Source organism: Pseudomonas sp. AC252 (genome assembly GCF_979258105.1).
This window is the reverse complement of the sequence record NZ_OZ409837.1, coordinates 585799-606372: the sequence shown is the minus strand read 5'-3', so window position 1 is coordinate 606372 and position 20574 is coordinate 585799. Positions and strand designations below refer to the sequence as shown.

The window sequence follows — 20574 nt, the reverse complement described above, 5'->3', positions numbered from 1 at the left end:
ATCAACCAAAAAAACGGCCGGGCATCTTTGCAGATGCACCGGCCGTTTCGATGTGGCGAAAAACTTACTGCACTTCAACCGCCAGACTTTCGCTGATCTTCTGTTGCCAGATCGCCGGGCCGGTGATGTGTACGGATTCGCCTTTGCTGTCCACCGCGACGGTGACCGGCATGTCCTTGACCTCGAATTCGTAGATCGCTTCCATGCCCAGCTCGGCAAATGCGAGCACCTTGGACTTCTTGATCGCTTGCGCAACCAGGTAGGCGGCGCCGCCGACAGCCATCAGGTACACGGCTTTGTTGTCCTTGATCGCTTCGATCGCGGTCGGGCCGCGCTCGGATTTGCCGATCATGCCCAACAGACCGGTCTGCTCGAGGATCTGACGAGTGAATTTGTCCATCCGCGTTGCGGTGGTCGGGCCCGCCGGGCCAACCACTTCGTCACCGACCGGATCAACCGGGCCGACGTAGTAGATGAAGCGACCCTTGAGGTCGACTGGCAGGGTTTCACCCTTGTTGAGCATCTCTACCATGCGCTTGTGCGCGGCGTCGCGACCGGTGAGCATCTTGCCGTTAAGCAATACGGTTTCACCCGGCTTCCAGCTCTGCACGTCTTCCGGGGTCAGGGTGTCGAGGTTGACGCGACGTGCCGACGGGCCGGCTTCCCAGACGATTTCCGGGTAGGCGTCCAGCGGTGGCGCTTCCAGCGAGGCCGGGCCGGAACCGTCGAGCACGAAGTGCGCGTGACGGGTGGCGGCGCAGTTGGGGATCATGCACACCGGCAGGGAAGCGGCGTGGGTCGGGTAATCCATGATCTTCACGTCGAGCACGGTGGTCAGGCCACCGAGGCCCCGGGCGCCGATACCCAACTGGTTGACCTTCTCGAACAGCTCCAGACGCATTTCTTCGATGCGGTTCTGCGGGCCACGGGCCTTGAGCTCGTGGATGTCGATGGATTCCATCAACACTTCCTTGGCCATTACCGCAGCTTTCTCGGCGGTGCCGCCGATGCCGATGCCGAGCATCCCCGGCGGGCACCAGCCGGCGCCCATGGTCGGCACGGTCTTCAATACCCAGTCGACGATCGAGTCGGACGGGTTGAGCATGGCCATTTTCGACTTGTTCTCGGAACCGCCGCCCTTGGCCGCCACGTCCACTTCCACGGTGTTGCCCGGGACGATGGAGTAGTGAATCACGGCCGGGGTGTTGTCCTTGGTGTTCTTGCGCGCACCCGCCGGGTCGGCGAGGATCGAGGCACGCAGGACGTTTTCCGGCAGGTTGTAGGCGCGACGCACGCCTTCGTTGATCATGTCGTCCAAGCCCATGGTGGCGCCGTCCCAGCGCACGTCCATGCCGACACGGACGAACACGGTGACGATACCGGTGTCCTGGCAGATCGGGCGGTGGCCAGTGGCGCACATGCGCGAGTTGATCAGGATCTGCGCCATCGAATCACGCGCCGCTGGCGATTCTTCGCGCAGGTAGGCTTCGTGCATCGCCTGGATGAAATCCACGGGGTGGTAATAGGAAATGAACTGCAGGGCGTCGGCAACGCTCTGAATCAGGTCATCTTGCTTGATCACGGTCATGAGTCGCGCTCCTCTAAAACACGATGGGGCAGCTACAAGCTTTTAGCTTCGAGCGGCAAGTTAAAGCATTACGCGGACAGCTTGAGCTTGCCGCTTCAGGCTTGCGGCTTGTAGCTGTCCCTTTGTGGCGCGACGCTAAAAAGGCGCGGCAGTATACCGCGCCTCGGTGGTGGGGGCACATTGGCTTTTGGTCGGATGACCCTGTGGCGAGGGGATTTATCCCCGCTCGGCTGCGCAGCAGTCGTAAAACCTGTGAGCTCAGAGTGATTGACCGGTTGCAAGGGGCCACTTCGCAGCCCATCGAAGATAAATCCCCTCACCACAGGGACCTGGTGCGGGCATCAATGCAGCTCAATCAGGTCATGCATTTGACGTCAATTTTCGAGCCCGAAAATCGGTGGTCATTTAGCGACCGGGCCTCTAAAGTGGCATCCGGTCTGTAGAGTAGGACACTCGGTCAGCCTCCTATCGCACGGTGAGTCAACGATTGACCCATAACGCCATTCAACGCCTTTTGCTCAAACGCTTCGCCCTCGCTGCGGCCACCTACGGATTGGCTTTGCTGCTGCTGTGGCTGGCGTTTTTCACCGGGCATTATCAGCAATCGCTCAGTGGCGTGGCCATCGGCAGCGCCCTGGTGGTCATCAGCCAGGCGACCCTCTTCGGGCTGTTCTGGAGCGGGCGCAACCTGCGCTTCGCCGACCCCAGCCTGACCGAAGCGCAAGTGCTGATGGGCCTGGGCTGGCAGACGTGGCTGATCGCCCATGTCGACGAGGCACGCGGCGCTTTTCTGGTGTTCTACGTGCTGATCCTGTTGTTCGGTCTGTTCCATCTCACCCGACGCGTGTTCATCCGTTGCGCGCTGCTGGTGTTTTTCAGTTTCTGCGCCATTACCCTGTGGGACGCTTACCACTTCCGCTTGGCCGAACCTGCGCTCGCGGCGTTGCAGGTGTGCATTCTGGCGATGGTGCTGGCGTGGCTGGTGCTCTATGCGCGCTTTGTCCAGGTTTCCCGACAACGTCAGCGCCAGCGCCGCTTTGCCTTGCAGGCGCATCAGGACACCCTGCGCGGGATGATGCGCCAGCTCGAAGATCTGGTGGCCACCGATGAGCTGACCGGGCTGTTCAATCGCCGACATTTCCTGCGCATTGCCTCGCGCGAGCTGAACGCGCTGGACAGCGACGTGATGCACGGCCTGGCGCTGATCGATCTGGACCACTTCAAACGCATCAACGACCTGCACGGCCACGCCGCCGGCGATCAGGTATTGCAAGCGTTTGCCGGGGTGGCGCAAGCGTGCCTGCGCGACGGTGACGTGCTGGCGCGTTATGGTGGCGAGGAATTCGTTGTGCTGGTGCCTGACTGTGACGCCGAACGCCTGACCGCGTGTTGCGAGCGTTTGCGCATCGCCTTCAGCGAGGTGGAATTGATGGGCCTGCAAGTGCGCAACCTGAGCCTGTCGGCGGGCATGACCCTGTTGGCCGTTGGCGATGATCTGGATGAGGCGTTGCAGCGTGCCGATCAGGCGCTGTATCGGGCCAAGCGCGACGGGCGCAATCGCTGTGCCGCCGCGTGGGAGAACGTCGATGCCTGAATTGCGGGTCGGTGATCGGCAGTGGACGGTCGAGGCGGGCAGCAACCTGCTCGATGCGCTCAATCACAACGGCGTCGCCGTGCCCTACAGCTGCCGCGCCGGCAGTTGCCATGCCTGTCTGGTGCAATGCGTTCAAGGCGCACCCACGGATAATCGTCCGGATGCGCTGAGCGCCGAGCAACGCCTGCAAGGCTGGCGGCTGGCCTGCCAATGTCAGGTGAATGAAGATCTGCAGGTGCACACCTTCGATCCCATTGCCGACGGTCGCCCGGCCGTCGTCGAGGCGCTGGACTGGCTCAGCGACAACGTTTTGCGTCTGCGTCTGGTCCCGCAGCGGCCACTGCGTTACAGCGCCGGCCAGCATCTGGTGTTGTGGGTCGGCCATGTCGCCCGTCCGTATTCATTGGCAAGCCTGCCGCAAGAAGATCGCTTTCTCGAGTTTCACCTCGATTGCCGCCAGCCCGGCGAATTCATCGATGCCGCACGCAAGCTGCAGATCGGCGACGCGATCCGTCTCGGCGAACTGCGCGGCGGTGCCTTGCATTACGATGCGGACTGGCACGCCCGACCGCTCTGGCTGCTGGCCGCCGGCACCGGTTTAGGCCCGCTGTTCGGCGTGCTTCGTGAAGCCTTGCGCCAGGATCACCAAGGCGCCATCCGCGTCATTCACCTGGCCCATGACGAACGCGAGCACTATCTGGCCAAACCCCTTGCCGCACTGGCCGCGCAGCGGGAAAACCTCAGTGTCGAGCTGTGGACAGCGGCCGAGTCGGCCGCCGCTTTGGCGCAACTGCGCCTTGTTTCCCGGCAGACCCTGGCCTTAGTCTGCGGCTCGACGACCAGCGTCGACGCCTTCGCCAAGCGTCTGTACCTGGCCGGATTGCCGCGCAATCAACTGCTGGCCGACGTGTTTGTGAGCCGTGGTTGAGCGCTGATATCTCAGACGCGAGACACGCCATGACCGAAGCCATCCTGCTGGAACGCGAACGCGGTGTGCTGACCCTGCGCTTCAACCGCCCGGACAAGAAAAACGCCCTGACCCGGGCTATGTACAGCCGCCTCGCCGAAGCATTGAAGCAGGCCGACAGCGACCCGCAAATCAATGCTGTGCTGATCACTGGCAGCGCCGAGTGCTTCACGGCCGGCAACGACATCGCCGATTTCATCGAGCAACCGCCGAGCGACCTCGACAGCCCGGTGTTTCACTTCATGCTCAATCTGCTCGAATGCCGCAAACCGGTGATCGCCGCCGTGGCCGGTGCCGCGGTGGGGATTGGCACGACCCTGCTGCTGCATTGCGATCTGGTGTATGTCAGCCGCGATGCGCGGCTGCGCATGCCGTTCGTCAACCTCGGATTGTGTCCCGAATTCGGTTCCAGCCTGATCCTGCCGCGTTTGCTCGGGCAGGCGAAAGCGGCTGAGTTATTGCTGCTTGGGGAAGGCTTCAACGGCGAACAGGCTGCGCAGTGGGGGATTGCCACCGAAGCGCTGGACAGCGGTGAAGCGACCTTGAGCAAGGCTCGGGAAGTGGCCCTGCGGTTTGATGAATTGCCGGCCGAAGCGGTGCGCATCAGCAAGCAATTGATGCGAGCGCCCGATCGCGAGCTGCTGCGCAAAGTGATCGAGGAGGAGGGCGGGTTGTTCACCCAGCGGCTGCGTTCGCCAGAGGCGGTGGCGGCGTTGAGTGGGTTTTTTCGCTGAATCTTGAGACGCCTTCGCGAGCAGGCTCGCTCCCACAGGAGATTGCATTTCAAATGTGGGAGCGAGCCTGCTTGCGAAAGGGCCTTACCAGACAAATTATCTGTTGAATCTAAGCAAAAAAGCCCCGCCAGTCACTTGGCGGGGCTTTTGCGTTCAGCTGCCGGTCACTCAGACCTGCGGGTCGCCGACATGCAGGATCTTCATGCCATTGGTGCCACCGGTGGTGTGGTAGCTGTCGCCCTTGGTCAGGATGACCCAGTCGCCTTTTTCCACGACGCCGCGCTTGGTCAGCTCATCGATAGCTTTCTGGCTGACTTCGTGCGGTTCCAGCGAGGCCGGGTCGAACGGGATGGTGTAGACGCCACGGAACATCGCCGCGCGGGCTTGGGCTTCGCGGTGCGGAGTGAACGCGTAGATCGGCACCGAGGAGCGGATACGCGACATGATCAGCGGGGTGAAGCCGCTTTCAGTCAGCGCGATGATCGCTTTGACGCCCGGGAAGTGGTTGGCGGTGTACATGGTCGCCAGCGCAATGCTCTCGTCGCAGCGGCTGAATTCCTTGCCGATACGGTGGCTGGAGGTCTTGCCAGTCGGGTGCTTCTCGGCGCCGACGCAGATGCGCGCCATGGCCTGTACGGCTTCCAGTGGGTACAGACCGGCGGCGGATTCGGCCGAGAGCATGACGGCGTCGGTGTAGTCGAGCACGGCGTTGGCCACGTCGGACACTTCGGCGCGCGTCGGCATCGGATTCTGGATCATCGACTCCATCATCTGCGTCGCGACGATCACGGCCTTGTTGTGGCGACGTGCGTGCAGAATGATTTTCTTCTGGATGCCCACCAGTTCGGCGTCGCCGATTTCCACACCGAGGTCGCCACGGGCCACCATCACCGCATCGGAGGCCTTGATCAGGCCGTCGAGGGTTTCGTCGTCGGCCACGGCTTCGGCGCGTTCGATCTTCGCCACCAGCCAGGCAGTGCCGCCGGCCTCGTCGCGCAGTTGACGGGCGTATTCCATGTCGGCGGCGTCACGCGGGAAGGACACCGCGAGGTAGTCGACTTCCATTTCGGCGGCGAGCTTGATGTCGGCCTTGTCTTTTTCGGTCAGGGCCGGCGCGGTCAGACCACCACCGCGACGGTTGATGCCTTTGTGGTCGGACAGCGGGCCGCCGATGGTCACGACGCAATGCAGTTCGGTGGCGGTGGCGGTTTCAACACGCATCACCACGCGGCCGTCGTCGAGCAGCAACTCGTCGCCTACGCCGCAGTCCTTGACCAGATCCGGGTAGTCGATGCCGACCACCTGCTGGTTGCCTTCGGTCAACGGATGGCTGGTGGAGAAGGTGAACTTGTCACCGATCTTCAGCTCGATCTTCTTGTTGGCGAATTTGGCGATACGGATTTTAGGGCCTTGCAGGTCGCCGAGCAGGGCGACGAAGCGGCCGTGCTTGGCCGCGAGGTCACGCACCAGCTTCGCGCGAGCCTTGTGCTCGTCGGGGGTGCCGTGGGAGAAGTTCAGACGGGCAACGTCCAGACCAGCCAGAATCAGCTGTTCGAGAACTTCCGGCGAGTTACTGGCCGGGCCAAGGGTAGCGACGATTTTGGTACGACGGACGGACATGCAAAGACTCCTGAGTTCAAGCGCAGGCAGAGGCTACTATGCTCGAAGGGTGTAGTCATTGTTCGAATGCACTACTTATCGTTTTCTTTATTGAACGCGGCAACTTTGCGCTCAGCGCGCCTGAAGATTTCCGACCAGGGGTCGATACAGAGCACAAGACAGGAGAACCCCTATGCGATTGTTGCCCATTGCCGCCCTTGCCCTCAGCGTCCTCGCCGCGACGGGTTGCACCCGTTGGTCGATGAACCATCATTTGAACAACGCCTACAGCGCCTATGAACGTGGCAATTGCGAGCAGGTCATGCTCGAACTGTCCAAGGTCGAACGCGCCAGCCGCGCCCGCCCGTATGTGTGGCCGGAAGTGTCGATGATGCGTGGCCAGTGCCTGGAACGGCAGAAGCTGTACATCGACGCGGTGCAGACCTACCAGTTCATCATCGCCTCATACCCGAACAGCGAATACGCCTACCGCGCCCGCGCACGTCTGGAAACCCTGCAGAGCCTGGGCCATTACCCGACACGCAGCGCCGCTGCGGTGGTGCGGCCGACACGCTTCTGACGGCGTTGTCGTACAAAATCTGGCCCTCTGTACAAGCTCCGCTATAGTCAAGGAAACCGCTTGCGAGCCTTGTCTCGACGGCGGCGCAACACCTGCGACTGGCCGTGGTAAAGGTGACGGCGCTATGCGAGCGTCACACCGGAAGCGGGGAGAGCGGGCCTGCCGCACAGGTTCGTTCCGAAGCACAGGTGCGGCTCCTTGCGGAGCCCTGCATGGCGAACAGCACATCATGTTTACCGACCGCCGGATCGAACGGCACCAATTGCCGTATTACCTCAGAGTCTTCAACAGCGTCACCGACAAACCTGTCGGCTTTCTCGGCAATGTGTCGGCGGACGGGCTGATGCTGATCAGCCAGTTGCCGATGATGGTTGGGGTGGATTTCCAGTTACGCCTCAAGGTCCCCGCCCGCGATGGCAGCCAGCAAGTGATCGATTTCAGCGCCTGCTGCGTGTGGTGCCATGAAGACGCCACCCCGTTGCATTACGACGCCGGTTTCATCCTGCGCCGTGCGCCGGCGGAATTTGGCCAACTGGTGTTGGCGTTGCAGCGCTACTTCAGTTTTCAACCGCTGCCGGCATCGGCTTGATTAGATTCCCCTGAGTCCAGGTAGCCAGTTATCGAGCGTGCGCCCGCCGGTTGAATAATTGTTTCGCTATTGTCAGGACGTTTTTAATGCCAATAAGGTCTTGTTGACTGTCAGAATTGCCAGTGGTCGCTCATTCCGCAGTCCCGTAGCTTCAGTGCAAGTTTGCCTACTTGCGCAGGAGCACTGAAATGGACGACGAGATTGGAAAATCCAAGAGCGGGAATGAGCAGGAGAGCGAGAATCAAGCTCACACCAACCGCTTAACGGACAAATCTCTCGCTGATAAGGCTTCCTTCGCAGGTGTGGCCGAGGGGAAACAATATTCCGATGTGTTCTGGGCCAACGCTGTCGCCACTACCCTTTATCAGACTCACCCGCGCGTGACTGAATTGACAACCGAACTGAAGTGTCAATACAAGTTTGAAAATGGACGAATTTATGTAAGAACCTTGATGTACAAAATGACTACCCGATATGGTAACTGGTATCGCGCCAATATTGATTTGGCGCTCAAAGCGGGTGAATATCAACGCATAAACTCACCGGACAAGATGAGCCAGGACACGCAGTGGCATAATTACGTCATTCACCTGAGCGTGCCACTTGGAGACTATGGTGTAGAAGTTTATCTGCAAATGCGTGTTGATTATGACGGAACTAATAACGACGTTGAGCCTGGGGAGGGCTGGAATCAAAAAATTATTCCCGCACCGCCACCTGTCATAACATCGCCGAAAACAGATGAACTGGTCAGTATGCCTTTCAATGTTGAGGGCGACGGTCATCTGCCTGGCGGTATTATCTATCTGTCAGGGTTGCGTGGTCCTTATTCAGTCGCGTTGGGCACCGCGATTCCGACAAGGGACGGTAAATGGGCTGCGTTTATTACATTGCCCTCGGACATTACGTCTTTTTATGCGATCCAGCATATAGGTTCTGAGAGATCGATTCTCTCCAGTTCCGTCACGATTCGAACAGTGCACAGTGCAATAACCTCACCCTCGGCAAATACCTTGGTGAATCACTCTCAGTTGGTGTTCAAGGGAACTCGTAACAGGGAAGCAGAAATTTCGGTACAGGACGCGCGCAATAATAATGTTCCGTTGACCATTAGCGACAATTCCAACACGGACACCTGGGAGCTTCCCCTTAAGTCAGGGATATTCGTCCCCTCCGGTGATTTTTTAGTCAGAGCAAAAAACGTATCGGCCGGTCACTCCAGCACTTACTCAAACGAAGTAGCCTTGAGGATGTTGGGTTTTCCCGCCATTGATTCCGAAGTTGTGCAAGACGCGGCTTTCGACCTTGAAGGCGATAATGGGTTTCCCGGCGCCAAGGTAGAAGTTTTTGAGGATCTGAGCAACGTCCGGTTAGGTACAAGTGAGGCGCTGACAGACACTCATTGGCTCGTCAAGTTGAAAGGCTTGCCACCGGGTCCGCTCTCTCTTGTCGTGAAACAAACGCTCCAAGGTCTCTCGTCCGGGGCATTCAAGGCCCACGCCTTTAGCATTCGTCCTCCTGCGCTGGAAATACCACACTACGAATTTCCAGCCGCACAGACAGTGCAGTTCTCCGGCGCCGGCCACTACAACCCGAAACTCGACACGCGGATCCGGTTCATCGTCAAAAGTTTCCCTGGCACCACGCCACCGAACACGCCTCCCATCGTCAACGTGCAAAAAGATGGGTCCTGGGTCGTAACAGCAACAGGCTGGGGAGTGGGCAATTATTCAGTCGAGGTTGTGCAGCAGATCGCCGATAACGCCAGTGACTGGATCGACTCGCATGCTTGTCAATTTGAAGTCAGACACTCGCTGCCACAGGTCAGCGAAGTTACTCATACCCCTGCCTATCGTCCGGTGTTCAGCGGCAAGGGCTACCCAGGTGCGACTGTCCGGTTTACATATCCTGACGGCTTGGAATTTGCTCCTGATGCCGCTGTGCGGAATGAGCGGTGGTCCAGCGCTACTCCAAAGGAGCTGGGGCCGACGAAAGATCAGCGAATCTTCATATACCAATCCATTGGGGATGTAGATTCGCCTGCGCACCTCGAGTATGTGTTTTCCATCCCGCCTCAGGCGCCAGGCCTGAACGATCCACAAGAAAACGGCCAGTCGCCAATATTTACCGGCACCTGCTGGCAGGGGGCAAAGGTCCTCCTGGCCTTCAACGGCGAAGGCCGCTACGTGGCTGAAACAGACGGGAATAAATGGCGGTACGAAAAACCCGGTGGTTTTGCTCCTGGGAATTACACCATCAGCGTCACCCAGTTTGCTGCCGAACAGGAGTCGGGCCCGGTCAGAAAAGACTTCACCGTCAGACGGAACATGCTGAAACCGCAGATCGCCACACCGCTGGAAGGTGCCGTGGTTGCAGCGGATCTGATTGTGACCGGCGGCAACGGCATGGCCGGCGCCTCAATGCAATTGCGCGATGCGCAATATGGCAATGTACTGGGGCAACTGGACTTGACCGCAGATGGCCCCTGGTCGATCAGCCTGACCGATCTGCCGCGGCGTGGGTACAGCATTGATGCGCGGCAAACGCTGGAGGAGCAGAAATCCGAGCCCAGTGATCCGCGTTCCTTCACGGTAGCGCTACTCGCCCCGCAGATTACCGTTCCGAAGCAGGACGGCACGATGACGCGCGATGGCAGGATTGAGGGCACCGGTTGGCGCGGCGCTTGGGTTGAAATATGGGACGTGGATGCGAACGTGCAACTGGCTACCGATATCGAGGTCCAGCCTGATGGCTCCTGGTACTCGGAGTTGAAACAGTCGACGGGTCACCATCAACTGTGGGCCCGGCAATCGTTCGCGGGGACCCGGTCCGAAGAAAGCCCGATACGAAGCTACAGGGTTGTCCCGAATGCTCCCGCCATCGAGACCCCAACCGCCGACGATCATGTAGGAAGGCGAGTGTGGGTGTGCGGTTTTGGCGTACCCGGCGACAAAGTATTGGCGACACTGGGCGATGCCCGGGGAGAGGCCGTGGTTGCGGACAATCGCACCTGGTCGATGCTATTGAACCTGAGTGTTGCAGGCGGCAATCACGCGTTGCAGGTGATTGCTTCATCCGCAGAGTTTCAATCTGAGCCGACCCTGCAGCAGCTGGCGGTGGGCACTTATCTGCCAATCATAGAGGCGCCGCAACCGGGGCGCCAGGTTGATCGCAACCCTTGGTTCCGAGGACATGGTCGCCCTGGTCTCGGCCATCTGGTGAGCTGGTTCAATCCTGAGGTGGTCTGGCTCGAGCACGTTCCAGTGGACGGAGGGCAATGGCAGGGCCAGTCAGGACAATCGCTGCCGGCAGGTGGCACTTGGTACTGGTTTCACCAGACGCTCACTGATGACGAAGGAGAAACGGTATCAGAGCGCGTGCTGAGTTCCCGTTTCGAGGTTGATGCTGGAGACGCGCCAGCGAAACAGCGTCGGTAGAACCCGATGAACGGTAGATAAACCTGTCAGTTCTGACAGGCGACAATTGGCAGCCATGAGCGCTTAATTGCAGTCAATCCGACGTCGCTCCGGACAATTGGCGAAGTGGTTCAGCGCCGTCATACCCAAGGATACCGATCATGGCAGATACGCTTCGTCCCGCTCAGCAATTGCTCGACCAGATATTCGGTGAGTCAGCATTCGCTGGGAACACCGGCCTGGCAAAGCTGCGTGCCGACCTCCAGGACAGCTCGATTTTCCCGCTGGTTAAACACAACGCCGAGGGCTTGATCAGCCGATATGGCCTAAGTCCCGTTGATGCGCAAAAAATCATCCGGCCACTGCGCTCTATGGCCACGTATATCTTGCGCCAGTACATCGAGCACACCCAGCGCGGGAGCCCCGAGGCGCCAGCCGAGCCTTTTAGTGGGCTGCTTTCCATTGTCGACGGTCCCAATCTGGAGCGCCTGTTCAAACCCCAGTTTGAAGAGAAGTGTCCCGTGGGTTCGCCCGAGGCCATTGATTCGAGAGCGGCGTATCTGGTCTACCTGTACCAGCTCGTTGACGAGATCGAGGTTGCAGGCGACCCCGCAACCAAGCCATTGCACGATCGGCGAGCGGACCTGAAGCGCCTGGTGATCGACGAGCAGTCGACGAACCAGCGCGTGTCTTCGGTCGAAGTCAGTAGTTCGATCCTGCAGGCTTTCATCGACTCGTACATACCGATAGAGGATCAGCAGGAGGCAATGATTGCCGCGCGTTATCCCATTGGTCTGCCCTACTACAAACCCTGGAGCACCATTGAAGAAGTGGTGCGTTCCCATGAGCTGTTGGCAGGTGATTTTGTGCGGGCTACCGATTTGCTGGCCCCGGGTTTCCTGCGTTCGGATGACTGGATCGCCGGATCCGGGGCGGCATGGGCCCTTGACACGGGCCTGGGGCCCTACCAGCGCGAGCTTCTGACAGAGCCTTTCATCCCGTTTGACGGCGAAATCTATAGGAGATTTTACGCCGACAACTTCGGCGTTGAAGGCACGGATGTCGGCAACCTAAATCAGGTCATGTTTTTTTGCGAACGGACGGAACTCGATACGCCAAGGCTGACGCGTCTGTTATCGGTAGGTGCTTTCGAATCGGAACGCTCGCCAAATGTGCAATACGACACCGATGATGACGGCACATCCGAAAGCGGACGCTACGGTTCGGTTTATATCAATGGCGGTAAGCATCCCGGTATCGGTTTCTATAACGGTGTCAGCCAATACGCGCGAATCTACCTGGCACCCCACACCGCTGAGGGCCTGAACGGTTTCGACCGGATGAACCGCAAGTTACGCTTGGACAAGTGGTTTGAAATGCCCAGTGGCGAAGTGGATGACGTCGTGGCTGCCTTGATCAACGCCGAGCGTCGCGGCGCGGGAAACGAGCAGTGGGCGATCTCCGAAAACGTCGTTCATGGTCTGGGCCTGTTCCAGCGGTTGCGCAAGCACTACAACTGTTCTGCGGCGGATTTCGCTGTGTTCGTCGACCAACTGGCGATCTATGGTCGCGGCGAAGCACTCTCGCAGTTCGACCGGATCTTCAATAGTCAGGGAAGTCACAGGGCCCCTTTTGTACTTGACGGGGAAGGCTTTGACTGGATACCCGCGCCGGGTATTGTCGACCTGACAATCAGTCAATTGTGCAGCGCACTGGGTATCAGCCTTCAGACCTACGCCTATCTGGCTCTCGCCGTGGCCAGCGCCTATACGCCCGATCCAAAGTTGTCGCGCAGCAGGGCAGTCATTTCGAGCTTCTATCGACTGGTGGCACTGGCGCGAATGTTCGGGATCGCCCCCGTAGAAGCGATTTCGCTGTTGAGCCTGCTCGGAGGGAAAGCGTGGCTTGACGGTCTGGCGGGAGAACCGAGCATCGATCCCGCTGGAGAAGGTCCGGATGTCTTGCACCTGATCGAAGCCATGCACACCTGTGTCCAGTGGTGCCGTCAAAGCGATCTGCCGGTGCTTTGGATGTTGCAGCACGTCTCGCCTTTGTTGCCGGTGAGCCAAGCAACGGATCGCGACTTGCAGTTTTTTGGACAGGTTCGCGGCCTGCTGCCCGCAGCGCTATTTTCCGAGAGCGCCCTGATGATGGCGGGCGTGCCAGCTGCAAGGGTCGACAGCTGGGTGCAATTGCTGTCGATCGAGGCCGCAGGTCTGCAGCCCCTGATTGATGATGATGGTCTGCTGCTGGCCCCCTGGGGGACGGCCGAGCAATACCGCCTCTTTGTCCTGAACAAACTTCGCTGGGCGATCAGGACCGCTCTCGGCGACCTGCCCCCCGCAGAACTTGAAACGACACTCGCGATCATGCTGACAGTCTTCAATCAGGCCAGCGAGGCGCAGTCATCGATTGTCCAGGAAACCCTTGCCGTTTACGCCAATATTGAAGCCGAGAAAGTCCTGCCAACGCTCAATTGGGCTGGCGCGACGGTGGCCGGGTTATTGCGTCAGATAAAAGACCTGCCGATGACCGAAGCCGAACAGCCGCGTCGCGCACGCACTGAAAGTCCCCCTGAACTGCTTGGAGTTCTTGCCCAAGTGCGCCGCTTCAGTGAAATCGTCACACAGCTCGACTTGAGCGCAAATCTGCTGGAGGACTATCTGGCCTATGGAGCTCAGGCCTGGATCGGCCATCTGCCGGAAGATTTTTCGTTGTCCACACTTTACTACCTGACGGTGATGACCCAGGCGATCACCATGAGCGAGCAGCCTGAGCAGGACTTGCTGGATTATTTTCAAGAGGTCAATGAGCTGCGTGAAGGTCTCAGCGGTGATGCACTGACGCTGGCGCAAAAGGCAGCGGAAATCAGGCTGGCGCTCTTTTTGGGCTGGAGTGTGCAAGACGTGCATGAATGTCTCCTGCACATAGTGCCGACGACCAAGGTGCTGAAAAATCTCGCTCAGCTGGACGTTCTGATGCGCTTGCGCAGGCTGTCTGCAGAGAGTGGTATGGATGCCAAGACCATTCTCCTGATCGGCAAGCTGCCGGAAGAAGACGTCGGCAATGCCTATGAAGCGGCTGCCGAGTTCGCCTGGCTCAGCGACGAACCGCTGGTTCCCGTTATTCCGCGGGCGGGCGATCTCGATCAACTGGTCAACGTGGTCTGGACATTGAGCCCTGCCACGGTCATCGCCAACAAACCCGGTGAAAAAGCCGTCTATACCGTTACTGTCACCGACGCCGATAACAAGCCGATCAGTGGCCTTCGCCTGAACTGGCAAACGACCCTGGGCGATATTGTCAGCAACGACACCAATCTACAGGGTGTACTCACCGCGACGTTCACGCCGGGGGCATTGCCGGGCAGAGAAACACCGCTCTTCTGGCCTGCGCTGTTCAAGCCGAGACCCGCAGACCCCGTTGATATTGTCGTGGACCTGACCTCCATGACGCCTGAGAAGACATCACAGCTGCCGCCTGGCAGTGTCCGGATCGGCCAGACTGTCGCATTCAGCATTCAGTTGCTGGATGACTACGGCAATCCCGGCAAAAAACGCAAGGTTGAGTGGAGCTGGAGATTGCGAGCGCCCGGCAAAGGGGTCGCGATCATTGAACCGGATCATGGCGTTACCGATGAGCAAGGCCGCTCACAGGTAGTCGTCTCCAGTCATACCGGCGGCACGTTCGAAATCATCGTGAAAAGCACGGATAGCGGCAATACAGCCTATTTCGACCCCATCACGTTCGCAGATAACGAGCCGGCTTCCTGAGGGTATCGCTTTTTCACACATTTGAACTCAAGCCATATTCCAAGGAGAGAGGACGATGAACTCGCATGTCACTGGCACGTTGCTGGAGAAACACCGCTCGGCATTGATCGATTTTTGCATCGGCGCACTCGCGCGCAAATCCGGGCATGATTTCCTCAAGACAGAGGCGGATCTGTCGGAGTTGTTTCGCACCGACGTGCAAAACACCCTGGCCGTAGAAACCTCCTATGTGGCAGAGGCGACCAGTTGCGCTCAGCAGTTCATCGATGCGGCACTGCACAAACTTGAGCCAGGTTACCAAAATCACACCTTCAACCCCGAACTGCTTGAGCGTTGGAAGCTGGACAGAACCTATTCCGAATGGGCCGCAGCGCAATTGATCCAGACTCATCCTTCCAGCTATATCAACGCCTATGTGCGTCAACGCAAAACCAGCCTGTTCAGGGTTCTCGAAAACGATCTCAACCAGACCCGCCTCAGTGCCGATTCGGTTCTGATTGCGCTGCGCAACTATCTGCAAGCCTTCGAGCGGATCTGCAATCTTGATGTGATCAGTGGCTACATGGACGGCCTCGAGCCTGCCGACTCTGTTTATTGCTTCATCGGCAGAGAACGCGTCCCTCCGTACCAGTACTACGTACGCAAGGTTCGCGTCGAACTGCTCAAGAGCAGTCGCGCGGTCAATCCGGCGGCCTGGGATGAATGGCAAGCGGTCGATATTCCAGCGGTGAACGGTGTCCTGGACATGCGCCCGCTGATCTGGAACGGCCGGCTTTGCGTGGTCTGGGCACAGTGGCGTGACAAAGTCACCGGCAAAACCGCAGAAGACTTCATCCCCCACAAGCTGGACATCAACCTGGCGTTCATGACCGAGAACGGCCAGTGGTCGGCACCGCTGAGCCTGCACAGTTCAGAGCACGCCAACCCAGTGACGAGACCCGACCCGGTCCGGCTGATCGCCACGGTCTCGACCGACCATCAACACCCCAAAGGCAAGCTGGGGGTGCTGCTGACGGGGACGGTGATGGAAGTACCAGTTGATGAGAATGGCGACCCGGAAAAGGGCGAGCCAGAGCCCAAGCCATTCAACCACCTCGCTGTATTCGATGTACTGATGCGCCCTGTCACGGATTCAGGCGCCTGGCTGACGTCTGCCCGGGACGACCGCTTCCTCACTGCCGAGACAGTTCAGCACCCACTCGGCAGTCAGGTCAGCATCGTCAGCGAAGATGCTCCGGCCGGCAGCATGACGCTGTATCTGGATCTGAATGTCTTCGCGTTGCGAGTGGGTGAAAACGATGTGCTGACCGTCGATGGTCTATGCCGCCCAACCCCACTGGATGGCAAGGACGTGGTGATGAGGCTGAAAATCCTCGGGAATCCGACGGCTGGTGATCCGCTGCCTGTCGAGACCGCGCAGAACACCGCAGGCAACTGGACAATGCCACTGGGAAAATTTACGCGGGCAAAAGGCTCATGGCCAAACCCCACGAGTTTCTCGCTGGGCACTGACACAGCGGGATACGGCACGAAAAAATTCCATCTGAGCATCGTCGACCTGACGGACTTCATCCCGCCAACCCTGTTGAAAAACACCGTCGACGCGGCGCAGTTTCTCGACCTCAACCTGGGCGGGGACTACGCCCTCAAGTATGTGCGGCTCAATTCCCTGTTCGGCCCCGAACTGGTGCAGCGCGCCAATATTTCTCCGGACGCGGTTCTGGATTGGCAAACGCAGCACCTGAAAGAACCGGGTCCTACAGGCTTTCCTGCATTCGAAGAACCCAACGGGCCTTTTGACGGTGCCAATGGCCTGTTCTTCTGGGAACTGTTTTTCCACGCGGTACATCTCGTGGCAACACGACTGCGCGATGAGGATCGGTTCAGCGATGCGCAGCAATGGCTGCATTATCTGTTCGCTCCCCACGCTCCTGCCGACCCCGACACGGTGCCCAATCCCCGTCCAGCCTACTGGCGTTGCCGTCCGTTGACCGGTCCAGGAAGCTCTGGCGCCGAGAGCCTTGCGCCGCTGGATCCGGATGCCATCGCCTATTCCGAGCCGAAACATTACAGGCTTGTAGTATTCGTCGAATACGTGAAAAACCTGATGGCATGGGGAGACTGGTATTACCGCCAGTTGACTCGCGAAAGTCTTGCCGCTGCCCATCTGCGTTACGTACAGGCCGGTTTTTTTATGGGCAAGCCACCCTCGGGGAGTACCGTCAGCCGTTGGCAGGCGATCACGTTGGGGGCGTTGCTGGAAGAATGCAGCAAACGCCCGGATCTGGAAAAGTTTGAAAGCGAATTTCAGTTCAGTCTGGCCGATATTTCCGCCGGCTCCGATGTCGCACCACAGCTGGGCCTGTTGGCCTGCGGCCCTTTCAAAATTCCGATCAATCAGGTGTTGGTCGGCTGGATCGAGGCGCCGCGCAAGCGCCTGTTCAATCTGCAAAACAATCTGACCATTGACGGTCGTCCGCTGGACATACCGTTGTTCAGCCCGCCGGCTGATCCCAACCAGCTGCTGCGTGACCGGGCAGCCGGCAACAATGGCAGACCGCGGTCGATGGGGCAGACACGGGTCATCGCTTTCTATTGGCGGGTAGCCTTCGAGCTCGCCTTGCGGGCGGTGGAAACCATGCAGCAGTTTGCCGCAGAGATACTCAACGTGCTGGAGCGCCGTGATCGCGCTGAACAAGAGGAACTGCAGCAAAGCCATCTCGTCGAGCTGGGCAATTACGCGCTGACTGTGCAAGAGCAGACCATTGCCCAGATGGAGGCGGTAGTCGTATCGCTTACCGAAAATCGGCAAAAAGCCGTCGAGCTTGCTCAAGCGTATGCGACACGCTACGAAGAAAACGTATCGGACGCCGAGTACGCAGTCATGTCCAACCTGCAACGCTCCAAGGAACTGGCGATGCAGTCTTCTGCGCTCAGAACAGCGGGCGGAGCGGTCGCAGCGCTGCCGAAGATTTTCGGCATGTCCAATGGGGGCGCGCTGCCTGAGCAATTACTGTTTGCCTCTGCCGACATATTCAATATTTTGTCGATCGGCGCGCAGGCGGATGCCGACAAACAAGGCACCAACGAAACCTATCGCCGGCGACGCAATGACTGGGCACTGCAACGTGATCAGGCACTGGCGGAGATACGCGCAATCGACGCGCAAATCGTAGCGCAGAATCATGCTGTGGCCGCTGCCCGGATCAACCTCGCACAGACGCTCAGGGCGAACGGTCAGGCGGTGACGATGTACAACTTCCTGAAAAAACGTGCGACCTATGCCGAGCTGTTCAACTGGATGCTCGGCCAGCTCAAGGCGTTGCACTATCAGGCCTACGATGCGGTGGTCAGCCTGTGCCTCAGCGCACAGGCGTCACTGAGCGCGGAAACGGGCAATTACGCAGTAACCCCGCCGCCCCAGGTGTTGCATGACCAATATCATGGACTGACCGCCGCCAATCATCTGCGCAATTACCTACTGCTGCTCGAGCGTGAGTATGTGCAGCGCACCGAGCTGAAGCTGCAATTTGTGAGGACCATCTCGTTGCGCTCGTTGTGTGATGACGTTAGTGACCGTCAACCCGGTATCGACAACTGGGCGCACGCGCTGAAGCAGCTATGCGATACCGGGTCACTGGAATTCAGACTCACGCAGTTGCTCTTCGATCGTGATTATCCGGGTCACTACTGCCGTCAGATCAGTTCGGTGGCGGTCACGCTGCCGGTCGTCGCCGGGCCATTCGAAAACACGCGAATGATTCTGACGCAGATCAGCAACATGACGGCCACCGAGGCGACGGTGCAATCGGTACAGTATCTGCTCGATCCGACGGCGGGTGTAGCGCCTGCCGATGTTGTGCATAACGTGCGCAGCGGTCAGCAGATCGCGATTTCGCTGGCCGTCGGTGATGACGGTACGTCCGCGGTGAAACCCGAGGAGGGCCTGCTGCGGCCTTTCCAGTTCACAGGCCTGATCGGCAGCTTCTCGTTGTATTGCCCCTGGTTTGACCGGGCTCGCCAGGCGGAACAGCTTGCCAGCCTGACTGACATTATTTTCGAGATCCACTACACAGCCAGAGCCGGCGACCCGACGTTTACCCAAAAAGTCATGGATCTGGTGATTGAAGCGGAAGAAAACGCCGAAGCAGCAGGCAAGGGAGGGCGCGGTCATGCCTGAAGCGATCATTCATGCACGCGAGAATCTGGTGAACGATGGCGAGTTTCTCCAGGGCTTGAAACAGTGGCAGAAGCAGGGGCGCGTCGATAAGGAGTCCGAGCCTTATCTGGGCAAGGATCAATCCTTTCTGGCTGCGCGTAACGAAGGCAAAGCGTGGCAGGACATCACCTTGCCCAGGTCATCGGCTGACAATGCGCGTTATGTCCTGAGTTTCCTTTGGGAAACCCGACACACCGAGCCGGGCTGGCTGTCGGTGTACAAAAATGGCGTCCGGGTCGAGCACTTCGAGCTCCCGTCCGGCAACGCCCGCGACCGCGAACAGGACCAGATCCGTCTCAACGCCGGGCTCCCGCTGGATTTGAAACCGAACCTTTTCCGTGAACCGCTGATGGCATCGTTTGTTGCGGGCGATGTTTTACGAATCGAGATAAGCAGTCCGAAAAACGCCCCTTCCTCACGGGAAAAAGTCTGCATCACCTGCATTGACCTGCAATTGGAACTTGAGGACCCGCAAGTGCAGAGCATCATCCTGGATGAACATGCCCGCGCGGCCGGCGCTCCGCTTTATCTGTGCCTGGGCTCCGAGTTCCTCAACGAACACCGGCTCCGGTTCTGCCTGGCGGATGATAGTCCGTGGCTCGGCACTCAGGCCGCACTGGCCATTGTGAACAATCCCATGCGAGCAGTCACTGCTGAGCCCCGCTGGGAAACCAACCAGCCACTGACCGATGGATGGGTCATCACCTGCCCGCTTCTGGACGATGCGCAAGACTATGCATTTACATTGAACCTGATCAATCAGTACACCGCCGAGCCCTATGCGATGCAGGTGTCTTTAGGACATCACCGTCTGGTGTTTCAGGAAACGCGAGAGGCTGCTTATTACCCGCTGCTCGGCGAAAGTGTTTCCCTGGGGGTGAAAGTGGTGTCGCCTTACACCGCTCGGGGCGTTGGCGGGCGAACTGTAAACTGGTCGATCGCCGGTGACGTCATTGGCGCCTGCGTTACCGATCAGCAGGGTTGGGCGTATATCGATTATTCGCCCACCCTCGAGCATGTGGGCGATGTGGTGATACAGGCTTCGGTTGAAAGTCTTTATGACATCACAGGGGTGGCCACGCAGGACTTTGCGGTCAAGGTTCTTGGTGAGAGCCCTTGGCAACACGTGGTGTGTTTCGAAAACGGTGATATGAGGGAATGGCCGGCGGACGGCTACCCGAATCGAGGATCGATGCATGTCCTTGATCTATCGATACCGGCCGGCAGCCCGTTGCGAGATTCTTCGATTGCGCTGCAGTGGTCCGGTGATCCTGCCATTGAACTGGGGGTGGTTGTCGAGCCGGCACTGGGTGAATGGCAAGAACCAGCGAGCAGCCTGCGGTGGTCGCTTGCTGCGCAAGACAAGGTCGATGGCCAGTTCGGTCTGTTTCTGGTGTGCTCCAAGTTACTGAAACCGTCACCGATAAAACGCATGTTCCTGGCACGCAACAAAGTCGAGATCGGCGACGTACGCGAACCCGACAAGACGCCAGTGCTGGATGAAAACGAAAGCGC

The 20574-nt window shown here is 58.9% G+C and carries 10 protein-coding genes; 8 read left to right on the top strand and 2 right to left on the bottom strand.

Annotation, left to right across the window (positions count from 1 at the left end):
* Window positions 1-64: 64 nt before the first annotated feature.
* Window positions 65-1588: a fumarate hydratase gene (locus ACZZZ4_RS02820; protein ID WP_463547209.1), complete on the bottom strand. Its 1524-nt coding sequence runs from the start codon at window positions 1586-1588 to the stop codon at window positions 65-67.
* 487 nt (window positions 1589-2075) lie between these two features.
* Between ACZZZ4_RS02820 and ACZZZ4_RS02815 the strand changes: the two genes are divergently transcribed.
* The 3 genes from ACZZZ4_RS02815 to ACZZZ4_RS02805 are packed head-to-tail and all read left to right on the top strand — an operon-like array spanning window position 2076 to window position 4883.
* Window positions 2076-3182, top strand: a complete 1107-nt coding sequence (locus ACZZZ4_RS02815; RefSeq protein WP_463547208.1) for a GGDEF domain-containing protein — start codon at window positions 2076-2078, stop codon at window positions 3180-3182.
* Window positions 3175-4110, top strand: a complete 936-nt coding sequence (locus tag ACZZZ4_RS02810) for an iron-sulfur-binding ferredoxin reductase (protein WP_463547207.1) — start codon at window positions 3175-3177, stop codon at window positions 4108-4110. The genes ACZZZ4_RS02815 and ACZZZ4_RS02810 overlap by 8 nt, the downstream gene beginning before the upstream one ends.
* Before the next feature lie 29 nt (window positions 4111-4139).
* Complete coding sequence (locus tag ACZZZ4_RS02805; RefSeq protein WP_463547206.1) at window positions 4140-4883, top strand: enoyl-CoA hydratase-related protein; 744 nt, start codon at window positions 4140-4142, stop codon at window positions 4881-4883.
* A gap of 168 nt (window positions 4884-5051) precedes the next feature.
* Here the strand turns inward: ACZZZ4_RS02805 and pyk are convergent, their stop codons facing one another.
* Window positions 5052-6503, bottom strand: a complete 1452-nt coding sequence (pyk, locus tag ACZZZ4_RS02800) for a pyruvate kinase (protein ID WP_024014116.1) — start codon at window positions 6501-6503, stop codon at window positions 5052-5054.
* A 172-nt stretch (window positions 6504-6675) separates the two neighbouring features.
* On the opposite strand from pyk, the gene ACZZZ4_RS02795 reads away from it, so the two are divergent.
* The 5 genes from ACZZZ4_RS02795 to ACZZZ4_RS02775 all read left to right on the top strand — a co-directional run bounded on the left by ACZZZ4_RS02795 (window position 6676) and on the right by ACZZZ4_RS02775 (window position 19020).
* Window positions 6676-7062 carry a tetratricopeptide repeat protein gene (locus ACZZZ4_RS02795; protein ID WP_016773461.1) on the top strand — a complete coding sequence of 129 codons (387 nt, stop codon included), beginning with the start codon at window positions 6676-6678 and terminating at the stop codon, window positions 7060-7062.
* A 229-nt stretch (window positions 7063-7291) separates the two neighbouring features.
* Window positions 7292-7651, top strand: a complete 360-nt coding sequence (locus tag ACZZZ4_RS02790; RefSeq protein ID WP_463547205.1) for a PilZ domain-containing protein — start codon at window positions 7292-7294, stop codon at window positions 7649-7651.
* 188 nt (window positions 7652-7839) lie between these two features.
* Entirely contained in the window at window positions 7840-11088 is a 3249-nt protein-coding gene (locus ACZZZ4_RS02785) for a hypothetical protein (protein ID WP_463547204.1), read from the top strand.
* Between the two features lie 140 nt (window positions 11089-11228).
* Window positions 11229-14840 carry a Tc toxin subunit A gene (locus tag ACZZZ4_RS02780; protein WP_463547203.1) on the top strand — a complete coding sequence of 1204 codons (3612 nt, stop codon included), beginning with the start codon at window positions 11229-11231 and terminating at the stop codon, window positions 14838-14840.
* A 55-nt stretch (window positions 14841-14895) separates the two neighbouring features.
* Complete coding sequence (locus tag ACZZZ4_RS02775; RefSeq protein ID WP_463547202.1) at window positions 14896-19020, top strand: Tc toxin subunit A-related protein; 4125 nt, start codon at window positions 14896-14898, stop codon at window positions 19018-19020.
* Window positions 19021-20574: the final 1554 nt, after the last annotated feature.

Bases quoted from the DNA above. Each gene is read 5' to 3' on its own strand.
- ACZZZ4_RS02805 (WP_463547206.1), top strand. From the start codon at position 4,140: ATGACCGAAGCCATCCTGCTGGAACGCGAACGCGGTGTGCTGACCCTG.
- ACZZZ4_RS02785 (WP_463547204.1), top strand. From the start codon at position 7,840: ATGGACGACGAGATTGGAAAATCCAAGAGCGGGAATGAGCAGGAGAGC.
- pyk (WP_024014116.1), bottom strand. From the start codon at position 6,503: ATGTCCGTCCGTCGTACCAAAATCGTCGCTACCCTTGGCCCGGCCAGT.
- ACZZZ4_RS02795 (WP_016773461.1), top strand. From the start codon at position 6,676: ATGCGATTGTTGCCCATTGCCGCCCTTGCCCTCAGCGTCCTCGCCGCG.
- ACZZZ4_RS02780 (WP_463547203.1), top strand. From the start codon at position 11,229: ATGGCAGATACGCTTCGTCCCGCTCAGCAATTGCTCGACCAGATATTC.
- ACZZZ4_RS02790 (WP_463547205.1), top strand. From the start codon at position 7,292: ATGTTTACCGACCGCCGGATCGAACGGCACCAATTGCCGTATTACCTC.
- ACZZZ4_RS02810 (WP_463547207.1), top strand. From the start codon at position 3,175: ATGCCTGAATTGCGGGTCGGTGATCGGCAGTGGACGGTCGAGGCGGGC.
- ACZZZ4_RS02820 (WP_463547209.1), bottom strand. From the start codon at position 1,588: ATGACCGTGATCAAGCAAGATGACCTGATTCAGAGCGTTGCCGACGCC.
- ACZZZ4_RS02775 (WP_463547202.1), top strand. From the start codon at position 14,896: ATGAACTCGCATGTCACTGGCACGTTGCTGGAGAAACACCGCTCGGCA.